This window comes from Bradyrhizobium sp. 141 (genome assembly GCF_023074055.1).
GTDB lineage: Bacteria > Pseudomonadota > Alphaproteobacteria > Rhizobiales > Xanthobacteraceae > Bradyrhizobium.
In genome coordinates this window covers 280725-298744 of the sequence record NZ_JADPKR010000026.1, presented here as the reverse complement: position 1 = coordinate 298744, position 18020 = coordinate 280725, and the positions used below count along the sequence as shown (strand labels likewise).

The 18020-nt window shown below is 65.4% G+C and carries 21 protein-coding genes; 5 read left to right on the top strand and 16 right to left on the bottom strand.

Features of this window, described 5'->3' with window-relative positions; all coding sequences use genetic code 11:
• Positions 1 to 51 precede the first annotated feature (51 nt).
• Complete coding sequence (locus IVA81_RS10055; protein WP_247315340.1) at positions 52 to 912, bottom strand: alpha/beta fold hydrolase; 861 nt, start codon at positions 910 to 912, stop codon at positions 52 to 54.
• A gap of 338 nt (positions 913 to 1250) precedes the next feature.
• The gene (locus IVA81_RS10050) at positions 1251 to 2174 is read right to left on the bottom strand and encodes a division plane positioning ATPase MipZ (RefSeq protein ID WP_247315337.1); all 924 of its coding nucleotides are present in this window, start codon (positions 2172 to 2174) and stop codon (positions 1251 to 1253) included.
• A gap of 284 nt (positions 2175 to 2458) precedes the next feature.
• On the opposite strand from IVA81_RS10050, the gene panC reads away from it, so the two are divergent.
• Complete coding sequence (gene panC, locus IVA81_RS10045) at positions 2459 to 3310, top strand: pantoate--beta-alanine ligase (RefSeq protein ID WP_247315334.1); 852 nt, start codon at positions 2459 to 2461, stop codon at positions 3308 to 3310.
• Here panC and IVA81_RS10040 read toward each other — a convergent pair.
• The 4 genes from IVA81_RS10040 to IVA81_RS10025 all read right to left on the bottom strand — a co-directional run bounded on the left by IVA81_RS10040 (position 3307) and on the right by IVA81_RS10025 (position 6109).
• Positions 3307 to 3747: a DUF1489 domain-containing protein gene (locus IVA81_RS10040; protein ID WP_247315332.1), complete on the bottom strand. Its 441-nt coding sequence runs from the start codon at positions 3745 to 3747 to the stop codon at positions 3307 to 3309. The two genes, panC and IVA81_RS10040, sit on opposite strands and share 4 nt — an antisense overlap.
• 42 nt (positions 3748 to 3789) lie before the next feature.
• Positions 3790 to 4782 carry a hypothetical protein gene (locus tag IVA81_RS10035; RefSeq protein ID WP_247315329.1) on the bottom strand — a complete coding sequence of 331 codons (993 nt, stop codon included), beginning with the start codon at positions 4780 to 4782 and terminating at the stop codon, positions 3790 to 3792.
• Positions 4783 to 4938: 156 nt separating this feature from the next.
• Positions 4939 to 5130 (bottom strand): hypothetical protein, encoded by a 192-nt coding sequence (locus IVA81_RS10030; RefSeq protein ID WP_026202495.1) that lies wholly within the window; start codon positions 5128 to 5130, stop codon positions 4939 to 4941.
• Between the two features lie 316 nt (positions 5131 to 5446).
• Entirely contained in the window at positions 5447 to 6109 is a 663-nt protein-coding gene (locus IVA81_RS10025; protein ID WP_247315327.1) for a glutathione S-transferase family protein, read from the bottom strand.
• A 124-nt stretch (positions 6110 to 6233) separates the two neighbouring features.
• Between IVA81_RS10025 and IVA81_RS10020 the strand changes: the two genes are divergently transcribed.
• Positions 6234 to 6950 (top strand): DUF599 domain-containing protein, encoded by a 717-nt coding sequence (locus tag IVA81_RS10020; protein WP_247315325.1) that lies wholly within the window; start codon positions 6234 to 6236, stop codon positions 6948 to 6950.
• Positions 6951 to 7913: 963 nt separating this feature from the next.
• Here IVA81_RS10020 and IVA81_RS10015 read toward each other — a convergent pair.
• The 4 genes from IVA81_RS10015 to mgtE all read right to left on the bottom strand — a co-directional run bounded on the left by IVA81_RS10015 (position 7914) and on the right by mgtE (position 11968).
• A complete protein-coding gene (locus tag IVA81_RS10015) occupies positions 7914 to 8867 on the bottom strand; it encodes a hypothetical protein (RefSeq protein WP_247315315.1) in 954 nt (317 codons plus the stop codon).
• 49 nt (positions 8868 to 8916) lie between these two features.
• Complete coding sequence (locus IVA81_RS10010; protein WP_247315312.1) at positions 8917 to 9735, bottom strand: aldo/keto reductase; 819 nt, start codon at positions 9733 to 9735, stop codon at positions 8917 to 8919.
• A gap of 167 nt (positions 9736 to 9902) precedes the next feature.
• The gene (locus IVA81_RS10005; protein WP_247315310.1) at positions 9903 to 10205 is read right to left on the bottom strand and encodes a helix-turn-helix domain-containing protein; all 303 of its coding nucleotides are present in this window, start codon (positions 10203 to 10205) and stop codon (positions 9903 to 9905) included.
• Positions 10206 to 10546: 341 nt separating this feature from the next.
• On the bottom strand, positions 10547 to 11968 hold the full coding sequence (gene mgtE / locus IVA81_RS10000) for a magnesium transporter (protein WP_247315307.1): 1422 nt from the start codon (positions 11966 to 11968) through the stop codon (positions 10547 to 10549).
• A gap of 115 nt (positions 11969 to 12083) precedes the next feature.
• Between mgtE and IVA81_RS09995 the strand changes: the two genes are divergently transcribed.
• On the top strand, positions 12084 to 12857 hold the full coding sequence (locus IVA81_RS09995) for a polysaccharide deacetylase family protein (RefSeq protein WP_247315304.1): 774 nt from the start codon (positions 12084 to 12086) through the stop codon (positions 12855 to 12857).
• Positions 12858 to 13036: 179 nt separating this feature from the next.
• Complete coding sequence (locus tag IVA81_RS09990; RefSeq protein ID WP_247315301.1) at positions 13037 to 14296, top strand: polysaccharide deacetylase family protein; 1260 nt, start codon at positions 13037 to 13039, stop codon at positions 14294 to 14296.
• A 1-nt stretch (position 14297) separates the two neighbouring features.
• Here IVA81_RS09990 and IVA81_RS09985 read toward each other — a convergent pair whose 3' ends face one another.
• A complete protein-coding gene (locus tag IVA81_RS09985; RefSeq protein ID WP_247315299.1) occupies positions 14298 to 14672 on the bottom strand; it encodes a hypothetical protein in 375 nt (124 codons plus the stop codon).
• 279 nt (positions 14673 to 14951) lie between these two features.
• Between IVA81_RS09985 and IVA81_RS09980 the strand changes: the two genes are divergently transcribed.
• Positions 14952 to 15209 (top strand): hypothetical protein, encoded by a 258-nt coding sequence (locus IVA81_RS09980; protein WP_247315486.1) that lies wholly within the window; start codon positions 14952 to 14954, stop codon positions 15207 to 15209.
• On the opposite strand, the gene IVA81_RS09975 is transcribed toward IVA81_RS09980, so the two are convergent.
• The 5 genes from IVA81_RS09975 to IVA81_RS09955 form a co-directional block, all read right to left on the bottom strand.
• On the bottom strand, positions 15206 to 15394 hold the full coding sequence (locus IVA81_RS09975) for a hypothetical protein (protein WP_247315295.1): 189 nt from the start codon (positions 15392 to 15394) through the stop codon (positions 15206 to 15208). The two genes, IVA81_RS09980 and IVA81_RS09975, sit on opposite strands and share 4 nt — an antisense overlap.
• Positions 15395 to 15476: 82 nt before the next feature.
• Positions 15477 to 16376: an NAD(P)/FAD-dependent oxidoreductase gene (locus IVA81_RS09970; protein WP_247315293.1), complete on the bottom strand. Its 900-nt coding sequence runs from the start codon at positions 16374 to 16376 to the stop codon at positions 15477 to 15479.
• On the bottom strand, positions 16373 to 17449 hold the full coding sequence (locus IVA81_RS09965; RefSeq protein ID WP_247315290.1) for a flavodoxin family protein: 1077 nt from the start codon (positions 17447 to 17449) through the stop codon (positions 16373 to 16375). The genes IVA81_RS09970 and IVA81_RS09965 overlap by 4 nt, the downstream gene beginning before the upstream one ends.
• 62 nt (positions 17450 to 17511) lie before the next feature.
• Positions 17512 to 17712: a hypothetical protein gene (locus IVA81_RS09960; protein ID WP_247315288.1), complete on the bottom strand. Its 201-nt coding sequence runs from the start codon at positions 17710 to 17712 to the stop codon at positions 17512 to 17514.
• Entirely contained in the window at positions 17705 to 17920 is a 216-nt protein-coding gene (locus IVA81_RS09955) for a hypothetical protein (protein ID WP_247315285.1), read from the bottom strand. Before IVA81_RS09955 ends, IVA81_RS09960 begins: the two co-directional genes overlap by 8 nt.
• Positions 17921 to 18020: the final 100 nt, after the last annotated feature.

Here is an 18020-nt window from a genome sequence, read left to right as displayed (position 1 = left end):
GGAGGCTTTGGAAATCAGTACAATCGGGGGTGAGAGCGTCGGCTCTCGATGTTAGCTCTTGGCGGGCGCCATCAGCGCGACCGGGCCGGGCTCGAGGATGTTGGGCGGCGACGATTGCGTGTCGACCGGCGCGATCTCGCTGTCGGTCGCGCTCAGGAACTTGTCGAGCATGCTCTGGATCGAGCTCTTGGCGACATCCGGACCGGTGTCGCGCATGTCGTTGTGCTGAAACTCGGTCTTCACGACCTGGATACCCGCCTTCTCGCATTCCTCGTCGGTCGGGAGCACGCCCGCATCGGCCTTGAACTGCGGATCCTGCGAACGGAACGACAGGATCTTGAACTTGCCCGCGGTGACGAACGGCACGCGCAAATTGTCGAGCGTGACGACCTTCTTGACCTCATCCGGATACTGCTTGGCGAAATACATCGTGATGTCGCCGCCCATGGAGTGGCCGACCATCGTCACCCTGGCGTAGTCGGCGTTGGGCTGAACCTTCTTCAACTCCTGCATGGCGAGATGAATGTTGGCGACGCCGCGCAGGATCTGCGGCAGCCGGCCGACATAGAGCTCACCGGGCTTGGTGACCATCGGAGGATCGGTCGGCAGATCGTGCTGCGGGCTCACGACCATGTAGCCGCGCGCAGCGAAGATGTTGGCGAGGAAGCCGTATTCGGTGTTCTTGACGGTATTGCCGTGATTGATCACTGCGACCGGCAGCGTGATCATGCCGGCATTGGCCTGCATTTCCTTGTCGCGTCGCACCGCGATTTGCACGGGCACCGGACGGTTGTCACGCGAAGCGTCGTAGAAAGTGACGGTCTCGTGCTTGATCGCCCACTTGCTCGCCGTGAAATAGGCGATGCCGCAGAGGGCACTGACCGAAACCAAAACGGCAATTCCACGCTTCATTTTCGTCCTCAGCCTCAGGCTCTTGCGGCCTGAATCCCTGTTGAAAATCGTGTTCTTCCGGGGCTCTTCGTCCCCTGGTCGCCTATTCGCTAATATATGTCACAGGCGCGTGACAGGAAGGCCAAATATTGTGAACCGGCAGCTCTTTCATTGTGCGGCGCACACGTTTTTTAGGCACCCGCTATTCCCAAGCTACGTCAGGGTGCAGCTGACCATCGGACGCAACCAGTGGCGATCGGGTTCAATTTCACGGTAATGCGGGATGAAAACGGCCGAACGCGACCAGGGTTCCCGCGGGAACCAAGCATTCTGATCGATCGAAAGTAGCGATATACCGCTCAGGCGCCCAGGATGTCGTGAACTTCGAGCGGCTTGTCGATCTGATTGAACCACTCGGCCCGGTTGGCGGCGCGGCGGCGGCCGCGCTCGTCGAGCGGCAGCTTGAGCTGGCGAAGCAGGCTCGTCACCTCTTCCCGTGCGGTGAGATGGCCGAGATTGGGCCGCATGCCGAGCGTGGCCTCGTCGATCTCGTCGAGGGCGGTCAGGCCGCGCGGGAAAAATTCGCGATAGACCACGCGTTCGGCGAAGCCGTCGACATAGCGGAAGCCGAGCCGCAGCGACAGGTCCTTCAACCCCTCCGCGACCAGCTGCTTGTTGCGGGAGCCGAGCATCGACAGGCGGTTGCGCACGACGATCCAGTCGGTGGTCGAACCGTCGAGCTGGCGGCGCTTGCGCCTGACGTCGCGCACCATCTCGGCATAGTGGCTCTCGCCCGTCACCGCGTAGCTCGCCGGATCGACGGTACCGAGCACGTCGAAATCGAGGAAGCTGTCGTTGATCGGCGTGACCAGCGTGTCGGCCATCGAGTGCGCGAGGCGCATGAGGTAGCTATCGGTGCCCGGCGTATCGATGACGATGAAGTCGAAGTTGCTCTCGACTGCCGAGACCGCCTCCATGAACTGCTGGAACTCGGAGTTCTCGTTCTCGGCGATCTGCATGGTCTCGCCGAGCTTGATGCAGCGATGCACCGGTAGCTCGAGGTCGAGCTTGGTGCGGCGCGCCCAGGCGGCACGATTACCGATGTAGTGGGTAAAGCTCTGCTGACGGCAGTCGAGGTCGATGGTGGCGACGCGCTGTCCGGCCTTCAGGAGCGCAACCGCGATGTGCAGGGCGGTGGTCGATTTGCCGGAGCCGCCCTTCTCGTTGCCGAGCACGACAACGTGCGCCGAGCCGGATTGGCCTTGGCTAGCCTGCACAAGCATGGCGATCCTCAATACCCCTGACGAATAATCTTCGAGTTGGCCGCGTCTGCGGTCAAGTGAAATGCGTGACAGGTCATGCAAATCGTATCGCGCCGTGCTTCATCATGAATCGCGGCGCCAATTTTCGTGTGTGATCCAGCCCACAATCTCGCGCTGTCGTGCGCTGCCTTGCGCGGGATGCTGTGCCGCATCCGCATGCATGGCGTCCACGATCCCTGCTTGTTAAGGTTAGTCGCCCCGGGCGCCAGATCGTGCCGCGCCGATTCCCAACCTGTCGAGTCCTGATGTCACCGAGCCCCCTGATCGTCCGCACGGTCCCAACCTTGCGCCGCGCCGTCGACAATCTTCGCAAGCGAAAGGCCACGATCGCACTGGTCCCGACCATGGGGGCCCTCCATGACGGCCATGTGTCCCTCGTGCGCCTCGCCAAACGGCGCGCCAGCCGCGTTGTGGTCTCGATTTTCGTCAACCCGACCCAGTTCGCCCCCACCGAGGATTTCGGCGCCTATCCGCGCACCTGGAAGGCCGACATCGCCAAGCTCGCGGCCGAGGACGTCGACGTCGTCTGGCATCCGGACGTCAAGGCCATGTATCCCGACGGCTTCGCCACCCGAATCGTGCCGGATGGGCCGGCGCTCGCCGGCCTCGAGGACCGCTTCCGCCCGCATTTCTTCGGCGGCGTCGCCACCGTCGTCGGCAAGCTGTTCACGCAGTGCCGGGCGGACTTTGCGATCTTCGGCGAAAAGGACTTTCAGCAGTTGCGGGTGGTGACGCAGATGGCGCGCGATCTCGACCTCGGCGTGAAGGTCGTCGGCTCCCGCACCGTGCGCGAGCGCGACGGGCTCGCGATGTCCTCGCGCAACGTCTATCTGTCGCCCGAGGAGCGGCAGACCGCCACCGTCCTCTACCGTGCCATGAAAGCGAGCGCGCGGCGGATCAAGGCCGGCGATGCCATCGCGCCTGCGATGGCCGGCGGCGCCGAGATGATCAAGGCCGCCGGCTTCGTGCTCGACTATTTCGAAGTCCGCCATGCCGAGACGCTGGCCGAGATCACCTCACGCAAGGACGGCCCCTTGCGGATCCTAGTCGCGGCGAAGCTCGGCAACACCCGGCTGATCGATAATATCGCGGTCTAGAGCAGCCCGAGATCGCGCAACTCGCGTCGCATCGGCTCCGGCATCGCCGCGATCGAGCCGGCGGCGGACTTGCCGAGATCGGGCGGCACGGAATCGTCGGTGAGATAGCGCCAGCCCTGGAACGGGCGCATCGGCCGCGGCGACACCGAGATCACCTTCGGCTGCATCACGATGCGGCAACGCCCGATGCCGTCCTTGTCGCGGAACGGCTCGATGCCGATGATCTTTTCCCGGGCGGCGATCTCGCCCTTGATCACCCAATAGAGCGACCCGCCCGCGAGGATCTCGGCGTCGCGCTTGGGCACCATGCGCGTGATGTGGATGTGATGTTGCGGCAGACCCTTCTTCTTGGCGGTCTGCATCCGTTCGGCGATCCACTCCTTCAATTCCTTGACGGAGTCGCAGCCGACGGCGAGCTTGATCAGATGTAGCGGCATGCCCAAGCATTAGCCGGGCAGCACCGCATTTGGAATGCCGATCTACTCGTTATCCGCAGCCGCGGGAGCGGCCGCCGTGGCCGGCGGCGGAGCGAGCGGAACCGGTGCTGCGGGAGCGCGAGCAGCCTTGGGAGCCGGCGGCTTCTTCGCGGCCGGTGGTGCCGCAGGCGCCGCGGCTTGTGCGGAGGCAGCCGCTGGCGCGCGCGGCGCTGCCGTTGCGTTTGCGGCGGGCGCCGCCTGCCGCGTCGTCGCCGTAGGCTCCGGATTCATGATGCTCACCGGCGGCGTCGACGAGGCGCTCGGGAACTCCGCACTGGTCGGCTTGCCCGTCGGCATCGAGGGCGGCAGCCCGCTAAGCGCCGCCGTGGCCGGCATTGGCGGCACCGCTGCAGGCGCGTTCCAGGTCGGCACATGGCGCGCGACCAGCGTGTCGTAGAGATGGGAATCCATGTTGGCGGCGACCTGCTGCTGGTCCGTCAGCGCGCGGAACGCGGCGCAGTCGAACTGCGTGCAGCCGTCGCGCGCGACGAGCACCTGCGCGACGAGGCCGTAGCGATCGTGCTCCAGCGCCTTGCGCAGCGCCTTCAAATCCGCCGTCAGGCTCTTGTCGGCGGTCGCGGCATCACCGAGCGCCATCAGCCGGTCGATCCGGGCCGCGGTGTAGGAGACAGCCGCAGCCACGGCATCCGGCGCACCGAACAGCGCCTTCTCGCAGCCGATGGCGACCGCATCGCCGGCGAGATCGTCGAGGCACGACAGCGCCGGCAGGCTTGCGATCACCGCACCTTGCGCACGCGCTTCGGTCGGGGCGTCCTGCCCCGCCGGTCCATAGACGCGCACGGTGGCAGCTCCGGCGATCGCGATGGACAGCAGCGTGATCACCGTCAGCGCGCCATTGGCGACCGACCTATCGGCGCGCAGCAGCGTGATCACGAGAATCAACCCGAAGAATCCGGCAGCGGCCAGCGTCATCCACATCGGAAAGGCCGGCGAGCGCCAGATTTGGTCGAGCGAAGTGGCCCATGCCCAGTTCATGCGCGACGTCCCTCACGCGAGCAGAGAGCGAATGGTCAAGCGAGCACCGCGGGTCGGCAACTGCCCCGGCGCACCTTTTGAAGGTGAAGCGGGCCTTTTGACGGCGGCAGGATACCAATTCCGCAGGAGGCGCGAATGCGCTGATGGCGTCGATCTTCAGGAGAGCGCGAGCTGGCTTTCCTTGGCGACGCGTTCGAAGGCTTCGGTCGAGCTCTTGATCCGGTACTGGCAATCGTCGCCGTCGGTCGGCAGCAGACGGATGACCTCATACGAGCCGCTGGCAGCGGGGCGCGCGACGTTGCTGGCCGTGAACAATACGCGCGTTCCAATCGGGAATTTGTGCTTCAACACCCTCTCCACTCAAACAACGCCTGCCTCGCCCATGGTCCCACTGCGACGGCCGGCCAGAAACCCAGGCGCTGTATAGCACGCGGCCGGCGGTTTTGGCCAGCGCCAAGCCAGCATGGCAAACACGCACATATGGCAGTCTTTTCAGAGTGATAGAGATGGAACCGGCGGGCCGGATGATACCAGCCGGGCCGCGCGTTCAGGCGGCGTGTCGCAGGCCGGTCGCAGCCCGGGTGATCCGTGGCCCCCGGTCAATTGCCGGACCATGAGCGCCGCCGGCCGGCACGCGGCCGGCCGCCCCGATCGGACCCGGCGATCAGGCGTCCTCGAACTTGGCGATGACGAGCGTTTCGGCCAGCCCGTCGCGGGTCCATTCCTGGAACGCCGGCAGCGCCATCATCGTCTCCATGTAGGCCTTGGTGTCCGGCGCGACGTCGATCGCGTAGGTGCGCAGGCGGTGCACGACCGGCGCATACATCGCGTCCGCGGCACCGAAGCGGCCGAACAGGAACGGACCCTTGGCACCATGGCGCGTGCGGCACTCGCGCCAGATCTCTTCGATGCGGGCGATGTTGGCCTTGGCGTCCGCCGACAGCGCCACGGGACGGATCGGCCGATGCAGGTTCATGCCGCATTCGTTGCGCAGAGCGACGAATCCGGAATGCATCTCGGCGCACACCGATCGGGCATACGCGCGCGCGGTGACGTCGTCCGGCCACAGCTTCGCTTCCGGATAGCGCTCGGCGATGTATTCGATGATGGCGAGCGAATCCCACACCGTGACGTCGCCGTCGACCAGCACCGGCACCTTGCCGGCGCGGCTGAAGGACAGGATCTGCTCCTTGTCCGCGGGATTGTCGGTGTAGAGCGGGATGAGCGTCTCCACGAACGGGATGTCGTTGGCGCGAAGCGCGAGCCAGGGCCGCATCGACCATGACGAGTAGTTCTTGTTGCCGATCGCAAGTTTCAGCGCAGCCATGTCATCAGTCCTTCCCGAGACGTCCTAGATCGAGCCGCTTTTAACGCCATCGCCTGCCGCCAATCAATCATTGCTGCGTCTCGCCATGCGTGGCAATCGTTGCGGTCCGCGCCAGGAGACAGACATGAGCAGGCATTGGGTCGACATCACCGCCGTCGGCTTCTTCATCATCGAATGGCTGGTCTATGCGCTGACGCTGGAGCATTCGGCCTATGGCCGCGACAGCCTGTCGGCGCGCATGAACCGCTATCGCGAGGTCTGGGTGCGCCGCCTGCTCGATCGCGACACCCGCATGGTCGACATGCAGATCATGGCCTCGCTTCAGAACGGCACCGCCTTCTTCGCCTCCACCAGCCTGTTCGCGCTCGGCGGCGCGCTGGCGCTGCTGCACGCCACCAACGACGCCATCACGATTTTGAGCAAGCTGCCGATCGACCTCAGCACCTCGCCGGCCATGTGGGAGCTGAAATGCGTCGGCCTCGTGCTGATCTGCGTCTATGCCTTTTTCAAGTTCGCCTGGGCCTACCGCCTGTTCAACTACGTCGCGATCCTGTTCGGCGGCATGCCGCCCGCGGACCAGCGCGACACACCAGCGGCCGAAGCCCATGTCATCCGCACCTCGCGCCTGTTCGAATCCGCCGGCCGCCACTTCAACCGCGGCCAGCGCGCCTTCTTCTTCGCACTCGGCTATCTCGGCTGGTTCGTCAGCCCCTGGCTGCTGTTCGTGACCACGGCAGCCGTGGTGATCGTGACCTGGCGACGGCAGTTTGCATCGAGCGCATGGGCGGCGATGGCGCCGGAGGGCGTGGATGGTGAGGAGATGGGAAAGCGCGGTCATTGAGCGCGGCTCTGCGACGCGGCGCGGTGCCGTAGGGTGGGCAAAGGCGCAAAGCGCCGTGCCCACGAGTCCGACGACGATACGCAAAGTCGTGGGCACGCTTCGCTTTGCCCACCCTACGATGCCAGGGTGTGTGGCAACTGCTTCGCCCTTCCGGTTCGCAATCTGAATCACAGACGTGCCTCTTCAGCCTCGCGGCTTGAATCGCCCGAGCTTTGCTTCATCTTTCGTCCCTCTAAATCCAAGAGGGCGCAGGGAAGGCCGGGTGCCGACTGGCACCCGCGGTCCGCTGCGCGAAACGCACACGCAGAAAGAACCGCACAGCAGCATACAGGTGGTGCCGATCACTCGGCCTTCCCTGCGCGATGGTCGGACGGCTTATGCCGTGCTCTCCCGGGAGCCGAACTTTCCTTCTGGCCTCCCTCGCCCCGCAAATTGCATGATGCAGTCTGCCCGGTTGGGCTCGCTCGCACCTTCGCGAAAAGCTTGACCGTAGCAACGACGGCCAGGACCACACGGTTTTGCCGTACGCACGGCCGCCATTTCGCCGCAGTTTTCCCAGCCCTGTCGACAAAGCCGGAAACTTACAGACGAGACGAACCTAGCAGCGCCGCTCGTCTGCACGCGGTTGCGGGCTCACAGGGACTACCCGCCCTGCCCGCACCTCTCATGCCGACGCTGCCGCGTCCACCGCAAGCCCGGCTCGCGACAGTGACGACACAAGATCGCCCCTCTTGGATGAGCCGGGATGCACGACACATACGACAAAACCGAATTTCGGTAAAGTGGAATATTTTTGCGCGGCTGGATTAACAGCGGGGCGACACAGGCGCGATCGCGTAGCCCGGATGAGCCAACGGGTCGGCGCGACGCGCCGCCCGATGACAGGCTCCGCGACATCCGGGATCTTTGCGAGTGGTGTCCCGGGTATCGCTGCGCTCACCCGGGCTACAAGAGCTACCCGAGCTACCCGCCGAAATCCCGCGGGCTGAACGACAGGTCCAGCACCTTCCATTCCTCGTACAGATTGGCTGGCAGCATCTTGTAGGGCTGACAATTCTGAAGCGCGCTCATTGCGGACTTCACGAGGGTCACCCCTTTTGTGGACGGCGGGGCCTCGAGCAGGATCGGCTCGCGCGCCAGCGTGCCGTCGGTGGCGAACACCGTGCGCAGCTTGATGTGAACGTTGTCGGTCGGCGCAAGTCCGGCCGGCAATTTCGCACAGCTCCGCAAGTGGCTGCGAAGCGCGGCGATGATTTCAGCCGGCAGCTTGGCTGCGATCGAATCCTTGGCATCGCCGCCATCGTCCTTGGGGGCGTCTTTCGGCGGCTGCGGCGGCAATTCAGGCGGCAGACCCAGCATGACGCCGTATTTGACGGTGACGTCAGGCTGCGGAGCCTGATAGGCCGGCGGCGGCGCGGCCTGTGGCGGCGGTTGCATCGATGGCTGCTGCATTGGCTGGGCCGGCGGTTGCTGCGGTTGCGGCGGCGGCTGTTGCGAGGGCTGCGGCTGTTCAGGCTGCGGCTGCACGTTGGCCTCACGCTGCTTCGGCGCCGACGAGGGTTGCGGCGGCGGCTGCTTCTGCTGCGGTTCAACTGGCGTTTGCTGCGGCGATGGTGCCGCTGCCTGCTGCTTGGCCGCAGGCTTGCCCGCCGCTTCGGACTTGTCGGTGAAATCAAGCTTCGGCAGCTTCAGATCGGGCGGCGGCTCCGGCACTTTCTCCTTGGCCGCCTCCCTCGTCTCCTGCTCCTTGATCTCCTCCTTCACCTGCTCCGGCGTGACGATGTCGACGGTAACAGTCTCGGGCGGCGCGGCGTGAAACGGATGGACCTCGCTGATCACGATGATCAGCGCCACCAGCGTCAGATGCGCGATTGCCGACGCCGCAATGTCCGTCCGTATGATCTTCCGCAGTTCCATCGACCGATCTTGGGTTGCCGTCGCGGTCCTAGCATACCCCAGCCCCCCCTCAATCCCATTTCGGGGCGAAGCCGAAGTCGGTCAGGCGACCCTTGGGACTGGCGAGTGCGGCGATCCGGCTCATCTCATCCTCCGACAGCTCGAAATCGAAGATCTCGATGTTTTCAGACAGGCGCTCGATGCGCGAGGTGCGCGGGATCGCAGCGACATTCTGTTGCACCAGCCAGCGCAGACAGATCTGCGCCGGCGTCTTGCGGTGGGTGCGCCCGATCTCGGCCAGCCTCTGGTCGGACTTGATGCGGCCCTTGGCGATCGGGCTGTAGGCGACGAGTGCAAGTCCATGCTGATCGCAGGCCGCCCTCACCTTCGCCTGGTCGAGATAGGGGTGATATTCGACCTGGTTGCAGACCAGCGGCTCGCCCGATAGCGCCACCGCCTGCTCGATCAGAGCCACCGTGAAATTGGAGACGCCGATGTGGCGGGTCAGGCCCATGCGCTTGGCATGCGACAGTGCGCCGAGCGTCTCCGCCAGCGGCACGTGCGGATTGGGCCAGTGCAGTAGCAACAGGTCGACGGAGGTAAGCCGTAAGCGCGCCAGGCTCTCTTTGACCGAGCGCTCGAGATCATGGGGCGCGAAATGGTTGGTCCAGACCTTGGTGGTGAGAAAGACCTCGTCGCGGCGCACGCCCGAGGCGCGCAAGCCGTCGCCGACCTCGCGTTCATTGTCGTAGACCTGCGCGGTGTCGATGTGGCGATAGCCGAGCCGCAGCGCCTGCTCGACCAGACGCGCCGCAGGCCTTCCGCTCAGCTCCCAGGTCCCGAGCCCGATCGCCGGGATTCTTGCGCCACTGGCCTCGACGAACAGCATGAGGAGTCCTCTTCCGTTGCGGCAGCCCCAAACGTCATCAGGCCTCATTATGGACCCGGCCCATGACGCTGCCAACGGAAGCCGCGGCAGTCCGGCGGGATATTTGGCGCAATGCTAACAGGAGGTTCGCGTCGGGGCTCGTAGCCCTTGACGTCAGGCCCTTGGCGTCAGGCTTTGGCGAGCGCCTGGAACACCGTATCCGGGGCGTGCGCGATCACCGCGAGCAGCGCGCGGGCCGGTCCCCGCGGAGCACGCTTGCCCTGCTCCCAATTGCGGATGGTCTCGACGGGAACGCCGAGCTTGGCGGCGAACTCCATTTGGGTGAGGCAGGCGCGGCGGCGCAAATCGCGCACCGCAAGCGAGTTGGCCTCGGCCGGCGCGGCATTGGCCGCAGGCTGGACCGGAAACTCCTGTCCGTCCCGCAACTCGACGATCCGTCCGTCCGCCTTCAGCCGCAAACGCATGTCCATTCCCCCAAGCGGGGCGATGATGCGGCAGGTCGCTTAAGTTGGGATTAAAGATGGTCGCCGTCCATCGGTCTCGTGCCCCGGACGCGGCAGCGCGCCTTCGCGGTGCGCCGCAGAGCCGGGGCCCATCTCTCCGCAGAGTATGCCGCCTTCTGGGTCCCGGTTCTGCGCAGCAACGCGAAGGGCGTTGCTGCCCGCCCGGGACACGGGAGTGAGGGTGCTGAGGTGCCTACCACCGTCATTGCGAGGAGCCCTTGCGACGAAGCAATCCAGACTGTCTCCGCGGAATTCTGGATTGCTTCGCTGAGCTCGCAATGACGTGGAGAGAGCGTGGCCTCGCCCCGCTACCTCAACCCAAACCACAGCGTCGCAATGCCGAGGAAAGAGAAGAAGCCGACGACGTCGGTCACAGTGGTGACGAAGGTGCCGGAGGCCACCGCCGGGTCGGCCCTGACGCGTTCGAGCGCCATCGGAATCAGGATGCCGCCGAGCGCGCCGGCGATGAGGTTGCAGACCATCGCAAGCCCGATGACGATGCCGAGGCCGGGAATCTTGAACCAGGCCACCGCCGCGATGCCCGTGATCACGGCAAAGGCGAGCCCGTTGATCAGACCGACCAGCGCCTCGCGCATCACCACGCGCCAGGCGTTGGAGGAGCCGAGCTCACGCGTCGCCAGCGCCCGCACCGCCACCGTCATGGTCTGGGTCGCGGCATTGCCGCCCTGGCTCGCCACGATCGGCGCCAGCACGGCGAGCGCGACCATCTTTTCGAGCTGGCCCTCGAACAGGCCGAGCACCGAGGATGCGAGAAAGGCGGTGGCGAGATTGACCAGCAGCCAGTTGAAGCGGCCGCGCGCAATGGTCAGGAAGGTGTCCGACAGCTCTTCGTCGCTGGTGACGCCGCCGAGCGCCTTGAGGTCCTCGTCCGCCTCTTCCTCGATGACGTCAACGACGTCGTCGACGGTGATGACGCCGACCAGGCGGTCCTGGGTGTCGAGCACGGGGGCTGCGACGAGATTGTACTTGCCGAACATGCGCGCGACCTCTTCCTGGTCCTCCAGGACGGAGACGCGGCGGCGGTCCTCGTCGGTGAGCTCGGCCAAGGCCACCGGCCGGCGCGCGCGCAGCAGCACGTCGAGCGGCACCGCGCCCTGCCAGTGCTGGTCCTTGTCGACGACGTAGATCTCGTAGAAGCGGTCGGGCAGATCCGGCGTCTCGCGCATGTAGTCGATCGCCTGGCCCACGGTGAAATCCTGGGGCACCGCGATGAACTCGGTCTGCATCCGGCGTCCCGCGGAATTCTCGGGATACAGCAGGCTGCGTTCGAGCGCGACGCGCTCCTTGAGCGGCAGCTTCTCGAGGATCTCCTCCTGCTCGGCCTGGTCGAGGGTCTCCAGCAGCTCGACCGCGTCGTCGGATTCAAGCTCTCGGACGCCCTCGGCGACCGTCTCCGGCGGCAGTTCCTCCAGGATCTCCTCGCGGACGGCCTCGTCGACCTCGTTCAGCGCGGCGAAGTCGAAGTCGCGCCCGGTCAGCTCGACCAGGCGGACGCGGTCGTCGGGCTCCAGAGCGCCGATGAGATCGCCGAGATCGGCCTCGTGCAGCTCGGCGACGCAGGCGCGCAGCGACGCACTGTCGCCGGCCTCGATCGCACGCGCGATCTCCTCGACGAATTCGTGCCTGATATCGCCGTCTTCATTGCGCATCGGCACGTGGTCGAGTACCGAATCCGCGGCGGATCGGGCAACGTCCATATGTTCATCCATGGCGCGCCTCGCCGTTTGACAGGTTGGATCAGGTGGTCTGAGCTGACGGTCAGGCAATACCCACAAGCCAACTGCGAGCGCAATGACAAAGATGCTTCGACTGAGGTGGACTTCGATGTCGCTGGGCGCGGCCCTCGGCGCCCTCGCCGGCATCGCCTCGACTGAAGCCGCCGAATGCCCGCGCAAGGACGCACTCGGCACCTCGCGCGTGCTGAGCGTCGATGCCAAGACCACGCCGCGCGTGGGCTTGAAGAGCTTTCCGCAGACGCTTGCACTGGCCGATCACGAGGTCGTGCTGACCTTCGACGACGGGCCGAACCCGCCGACGACGTCGAAGGTGCTGGCGGCGCTGGCGCAGGAATGCGTGCGCGCGACCTTCTTCCTGATTGGCCTGCACGCCTCGCAGCATCCCGACATGGTCAAGCGCATCGCCCGTGAAGGCCACACCATCGGCCACCACACCTGGTCGCACCCGTTCATGGCGCGGATCCCGTTCGACAAGGCGAAGAGCGAGATCGACCGCGGCATCGCGGCCGCCGAGATGGCGTTGCACGGGACGTCGACGACGACGCCCTCGACGCCGTTCTTCCGCTTTCCCTATTTCCAGGGGACGCCGGCGCAGCTCGACCTGCTGCAGTCGCGCGGCATCGTCGTGTTCGGGGCCGATTTGTGGGCCAGCGACTGGAACGAGATGACGCCGGAGCAGGAACTGAAGCTCGTCACGGAGCGCCTCGCCGCGAGCGGCAAGGGCATCGTCCTCTTCCACGACCCCAAGGCGCGCACGGCCGCGATCATGCCGGCCTTCCTGCGGTATCTGAGGGAGAACGGTTTTCGCGTGGTTCACGTCGCACCGGCCGGCGTGCCGCAAAAGAATGCCGATGCGCGCTGATGCCGGAATGTCACGCCGGCGCAAAATGGGGTGATTTGGACCCTATTAACACTCTGTTCATGCTACCCCATGCAAATGGATGGGGACTTTGCCATGGGAAAGGTTCTTTGCGCCTGAACCGTTTCCTGATGTCTCCGACCTACTATGGCGGCAATCGCTTATGAGGGCAGACGGGGTTCATGATCGGAAGTAGCGTTGTCTTGCGGACGCGATCGTGGATCGTCCTTTGCCTCAGCGGATTCCTTGGATGTTCGACCATCGGATCGCCGGCGCTTGCGGCCGACTGCCCGGGCCATCCCGACGCGCTCGGCACGTCCCGCACCCTCGTGGTCGATCCGCACGAGCATCCGCTGATCGGCACCATGCAGTATCGCGAGACGCTGCCGCTGAAGGACCATGAAGTCGTCCTGACCTTCGACGACGGTCCGCTGCCGAAATATTCCAACCAGGTCCTCAAGATCCTCGACGACGAGTGCATCAAGGCGACCTTCTTCATCATCGGCAGCCAGGCCAAGGCGAACCCGGACGGAGTGCGCAAGCTGGTGGCGGCGGGCCACACCGTCGGCACCCACAGCATGAACCATCCGCTGACCTTCGACCGGATGCCGATTGAGAAGGCCGAGGCCGAGATCAACGGCGGCATCGAGTGGACCTCGGCCGCGATGACCGATCCGTCCAAGCTGGCGCCGTTCTTCCGCATTCCCGGCCTGATGCGCGCCGAAGGCGTCGAGCATCATCTAATTTCGCGCGGCATCCAGGTCTGGAGCGCCGACTTCCCGGCCGACGACTGGCGCCATGTGTCGTCCGACCGCGTCTATCAGCTCGCGATCCAGCGGCTGGAGGCCAAAGGCAAGGGCATCTTGCTCCTGCACGACATCCAGGCCCGCACCGTGGCGGCGCTGCCGAAGATCATCCGCGACCTCAAGGCGCGCGGCTATCGCATCGTGCATGTGGTGCCCGCGACCGCCGACCGCCCGGCGACACCGACCACGCCGGTGGAGTGGCTGCTGCATCCGCCGACCGAGACCGTGCCGATCGCGCGCTGGCCGGCCGTTCCGGGCTTCGTGTTCACGCAGACCAAGGCGCTTCCGGCGCCCTCGCTCGCCGACCTCAATGCGCAGACCGAGCATCAGCCGCTGCTGCCGCGCCGGACCATGGCGCAGACCAATGTCGCGGCCACCCTGCCCGTGCCCGGCCGCGCTCTCTTTGCGATCCCGGAAGGCTCGGTCGAGGTGCTGCTGTCGACGACATTGTCGCGGCGGGCCGCGACGCGGCTGGCGATGGCGGCCGAGACGCCGCATGCAGCCAAGAACAAGGCCAAGCCGCAGGGACGGCGAACGGCACATGCGGCGCAGGCCGCACCGAAGCATGCCGCACAGGCCAAGACGACTGCACCCCGCCCGACCCGCCTCGCGACCAGCGCGAAGAAACGCGCGTGAGTTACTGCCGCATGATGGCGGCGACGCAGAGCAGCACGATCAGCGCGAGAAAGAACAGGTCCATATAGGACTTGAGCTCGCCGTCGCGCCGCAGCCGCGCGACGTCGGCCACGACCTGCTTGCGCGCGCTGGTTCCTCCGGAGCCGTCATTGATCGGGCCCTGAAGGCGCCGCGTCTCGGCTTCCAGCTTCTCGATCTTCTGGAAGAAGTAGAACGCGCGCAGCGTCGAGACTGCGCGCATGGCGGCATAGACCAGCACCAGGATCGCCAGGATCGCCCGGTTCGGATATTTCTCCATGAAGTTCAGGCTGAAATAGACCACCGCCATGAACGCGAAGTTGGTGATGAAACGGTAGACGAAGCTGAGAAAAATCATGCTGGCTCGAGCCTTGAAGGGGAAGCGCGATCGGATCGTTGCGATACGGGATCAGGGGCCAAGACCGGAACAGCCGGCCCGGATGCTGTGCAGGCCCGTCTACGCCAAGATTGTTTCAACAAAGATACTGCAAGTCGCCGCCTTTTAGCCACACGCGGCCATAATGCAAGCTGGAGAGCGCCGTCGACCCATTTCCCGACCCGCGGCAGCAATGGCTCAATGGCTTTCTTGGCGGAAGTCGCGATAGACTGGGTGCTGCCGCCACAGTGGGGTCTGCCGATGCCGAAGAAGGGAATCACCGGCCACGACGACTGGGTTCTGACCGAGGCCCTCGCGACCGCCCTGGTCGCGCTGGAGCAGCTCGAACCGAAGCACCAGCCGAACGCACATATGGACGACATCCGCAAGATGCTGGCGAACGGCAAGGAGCCGGCGGCGGTGACCCTGCACCTCGCCCAGGCCAAATGCCGCCTGTTTCCCGACCTCGACCCGCTGGAGATCTACCGGGAATACGGCATCGGCGAGGAGTATGGCTAGGGCCCGCCGGCGACTGATCCCGCGATCACCATGACCAGGGCGGCAAGATCGATCTTGCCATTGACGATCAGCTCCTCCGAACTGTTCGCATCGTCCGCGCCTTGAATCTTGAGCGTCTGCGGCCGGTTGGCGGCTTGCCGCTGCAACTCGCCAACGATGGCTTCCTTCAGTTTCTCTTCCAGCATGAGCTCTTCCTTCAGGCCGGCATTGCGCGCCGATGTCGCGCGTCCCGCTCAACCAAGGCGAAGCCGCGCCCTTCGTTCCCCGTCAAGCCAGACGCCGCGGCAGACTGTGGTGGATATTGCAGGCGGCGACTGCCGCGTGGCCGAACGCGACCGAGATCTGATGCAGGTCGGTGACGACGTCGCCGATGCCGTAGAGTCCGCGGACCGAGGTGCGCTGATGGTCGTCGACTTTCAGATAGCCTTCCCCGACATGCTCGGCGCCTAGCGACACCGCGAGTTGCGAACGCACCTCGGCCCCCATCGCCGGGTAGACCGTGTCGAATTGCAGCGTCCGGCCATCGGCGAAGGCGGCCTCGATGCCCCCGCCCCTCCGCCGCAGATGCAGGTCGGGCGCGAACACGACCTCGACGCCGGCCTCGGTCAGCTCCGATGTTGCGTTCCGGTCGTCATCCTGGCCGATGGCGAGCAGCGTCACGTCGCGCGAGTAGCCGCGCAGGAACAGCGCCTTGCCGGCGGCACGGTGAAGCGGGCCGATGATACCAATGCGATGGCCGGTCGCCTCGAAGGCGTCACACACGGGACAATAGCGCAACAACCCGTCCGCGACGGCAGCGCGCCATTCCCGGAATGGCGGATGGGTGTCGACGATGCCGCTGGCGAGAATGACGGTGGCGGCTGCATGCGCCTCGCCGTTCCAAATCGCCTCGAAACCGTGATCGTGCCGTCGCAACGCGGTGACCTCGGCCTCCACGCGAGCGACGGCGAGCTCTTCCAGCTGTGCCGACATGCGGGCAATCAGATCCGCGCCCGATAGCCCGTGGACGAAGCCGGGAACGTTGTGGCTGCGCGGGATCAGCGCGGCCCGGCTCGCGCCCTTATCCACGACACAGACATTGCGGCGGAAGCGCGCCAAATAGATCGCTGCCATCAGCCCGGCCGGGCCGCCGCCGACGATCAGGCAATCAAGCCGCGCACCGGTCATTTGGGGTTCGGGTCGGCAAGACCGACGCCGGGCTCCTGAAGATGCCCGCTCCGCGCCAGCCGGACGGCGTTGCCCAGCGCGCGCGCCGCGTTCTGCACCTCCTGCTGGAATTCCGTGTCCTCATCGAGCTCGCGATGCGAGATGGCATATGGCTCCATGTAACCGACATAGCCGTCGAGCTCGGCAAAGCGGCCCGCCGAGATCAGCTGCATGTCGGTCAGCCAGTCCGACAAGGCGCGGCGCACGCCCTCGGCACCGACGGCATCGCCGTGAACGACGACGCCGAAATGACGGCCGGCGAGATGGCGCGGATAGGGCCAGCCCTTCAGCTCCATCGCCTTGGCCTCATCAGCCCTCTTGCCGTGCGTGGAGGTGGGATCGGGATTGCCGCCGTCGGCGCAGACCATGCGGTCCATCATCGCCTTGAGCCCTGAAGGCACGTGATACCAGTTCACCGGTGTCACGATCAGGATACCGTGAGCGGCAACCCACAGCGGATAGATCTCGTTCATCCAGTCGTGGGTCTGCCCCAGCGAATAGTTCGGATAGCAGCTGCATGGCCAATGGCAGAGCGGCATCGCCGTCCCGACGCAGGACTTGCAGGGATAAATGGTCTTGCCGAATTCGGAGGCGAGGCGCGACAGATCGAGGATGTCGACGGCGAACCCCATCTCTGTGAAGACAGGCTCGGCCAGCTTGACCAGACGCCAGGTCTTGGACATCTCGCCGGGACAGGTGTGCTCGCTGCGGGCCGAACCGTTGATGACGAGGATGCGCGGCATCTCCTCCGCATCGTCGTGCCGTCGCTGCGCTTCCAGGATTTTTGCGCGCGCGTCCAGCCAGTCGATGGCAATGTCGTAGTCGGGATCGGAGAAACCCGCGCCCGCCTTTCGCGTCAGCGGCGCCTTGCGCGAACGGCTGTAGGCGTCCCAGGCGCTGCCGACGATCGCATCGAGCTCGCGTTGCAGCGGCGCAAAGGCCGGATCGACGAATTGGCTCTTGTAACGCCGCTCGAACTCTCCGCGCGACAGCTTGACGGGCGGCATCCCCTTGCGAATTTCGACGTCCGTCATGCTGGCTCCCGGCGAAGTCGGTATCCGACCAACCCGGTGCGCTGCACGCGGTTCCTCAACCCTTACTGGCGAGCCGCTTCCGGCGGCACATCGAATCGCGCGATCCGCCGGTCCAGTCGCCACAGCTCGATGTGATGGACCAGCACGAGCGCGGCGGCTTCGCGCTTGGCCTGCTCGTCGTCGTCGCAGACCAGGTTGATGCATCCGAACACGTGCCCGTCCGGATCGATCTGGAACGCGCGGTAATGCTTGAAGCTACGCATGGTCACCGCCTCGCCTTGGATAGACCGGGGCGCTCAGCCAGTCTGTGAGGTTCGAGGTCATCTCGTTCTGCTTCGCGCGCCGCAGCAGCATCTCGCGCTCCTTGCCGGGTGGCAGGCTGCTTGCGCGCTCGCGAGCCTTTTCAGCGAATGTCGCCAACCGCTCCTGGAGCGATTGGGTCTGTTTCCTGCGGTTGCGTTTTGCGGTCATTGGACTTTCCACAGCGGATTCGGATCGACTGAAATCGGCCCCGGCGGGGGATCCGGCGCCGGGGCCAGTTCTCTGTCACTCAAGTCGCTTGCCGGTTGAG

What these genes read in the sequence shown, in the direction of transcription:
- panC (WP_247315334.1), top strand. Translation starts at nt 2,459, where the DNA reads ATGTCACCGAGCCCCCTGATCGTCCGCACGGTCCCAACCTTGCGCCGC.
- IVA81_RS10050 (WP_247315337.1), bottom strand. Translation starts at nt 2,174, where the DNA reads ATGCTTGTGCAGGCTAGCCAAGGCCAATCCGGCTCGGCGCACGTTGTC.
- IVA81_RS09970 (WP_247315293.1), bottom strand. Translation starts at nt 16,376, where the DNA reads ATGACCGGTGCGCGGCTTGATTGCCTGATCGTCGGCGGCGGCCCGGCC.
- IVA81_RS10025 (WP_247315327.1), bottom strand. Translation starts at nt 6,109, where the DNA reads ATGGCTGCGCTGAAACTTGCGATCGGCAACAAGAACTACTCGTCATGG.
- IVA81_RS09990 (WP_247315301.1), top strand. Translation starts at nt 13,037, where the DNA reads ATGATCGGAAGTAGCGTTGTCTTGCGGACGCGATCGTGGATCGTCCTT.
- IVA81_RS09985 (WP_247315299.1), bottom strand. Translation starts at nt 14,672, where the DNA reads ATGATTTTTCTCAGCTTCGTCTACCGTTTCATCACCAACTTCGCGTTC.
- IVA81_RS10005 (WP_247315310.1), bottom strand. Translation starts at nt 10,205, where the DNA reads ATGGACATGCGTTTGCGGCTGAAGGCGGACGGACGGATCGTCGAGTTG.
- IVA81_RS10035 (WP_247315329.1), bottom strand. Translation starts at nt 4,782, where the DNA reads ATGAACTGGGCATGGGCCACTTCGCTCGACCAAATCTGGCGCTCGCCG.
- IVA81_RS09980 (WP_247315486.1), top strand. Translation starts at nt 14,952, where the DNA reads ATGCCGAAGAAGGGAATCACCGGCCACGACGACTGGGTTCTGACCGAG.
- IVA81_RS09965 (WP_247315290.1), bottom strand. Translation starts at nt 17,449, where the DNA reads ATGACGGACGTCGAAATTCGCAAGGGGATGCCGCCCGTCAAGCTGTCG.
- IVA81_RS10015 (WP_247315315.1), bottom strand. Translation starts at nt 8,867, where the DNA reads ATGGAACTGCGGAAGATCATACGGACGGACATTGCGGCGTCGGCAATC.
- IVA81_RS09975 (WP_247315295.1), bottom strand. Translation starts at nt 15,394, where the DNA reads ATGCTGGAAGAGAAACTGAAGGAAGCCATCGTTGGCGAGTTGCAGCGG.
- IVA81_RS10010 (WP_247315312.1), bottom strand. Translation starts at nt 9,735, where the DNA reads ATGCTGTTCGTCGAGGCCAGTGGCGCAAGAATCCCGGCGATCGGGCTC.
- IVA81_RS09995 (WP_247315304.1), top strand. Translation starts at nt 12,084, where the DNA reads ATGTCGCTGGGCGCGGCCCTCGGCGCCCTCGCCGGCATCGCCTCGACT.
- IVA81_RS09955 (WP_247315285.1), bottom strand. Translation starts at nt 17,920, where the DNA reads ATGACCGCAAAACGCAACCGCAGGAAACAGACCCAATCGCTCCAGGAG.
- IVA81_RS09960 (WP_247315288.1), bottom strand. Translation starts at nt 17,712, where the DNA reads ATGCGTAGCTTCAAGCATTACCGCGCGTTCCAGATCGATCCGGACGGG.
- IVA81_RS10055 (WP_247315340.1), bottom strand. Translation starts at nt 912, where the DNA reads ATGAAGCGTGGAATTGCCGTTTTGGTTTCGGTCAGTGCCCTCTGCGGC.
- IVA81_RS10020 (WP_247315325.1), top strand. Translation starts at nt 6,234, where the DNA reads ATGAGCAGGCATTGGGTCGACATCACCGCCGTCGGCTTCTTCATCATC.
- IVA81_RS10040 (WP_247315332.1), bottom strand. Translation starts at nt 3,747, where the DNA reads ATGCCGCTACATCTGATCAAGCTCGCCGTCGGCTGCGACTCCGTCAAG.
- mgtE (WP_247315307.1), bottom strand. Translation starts at nt 11,968, where the DNA reads ATGGATGAACATATGGACGTTGCCCGATCCGCCGCGGATTCGGTACTC.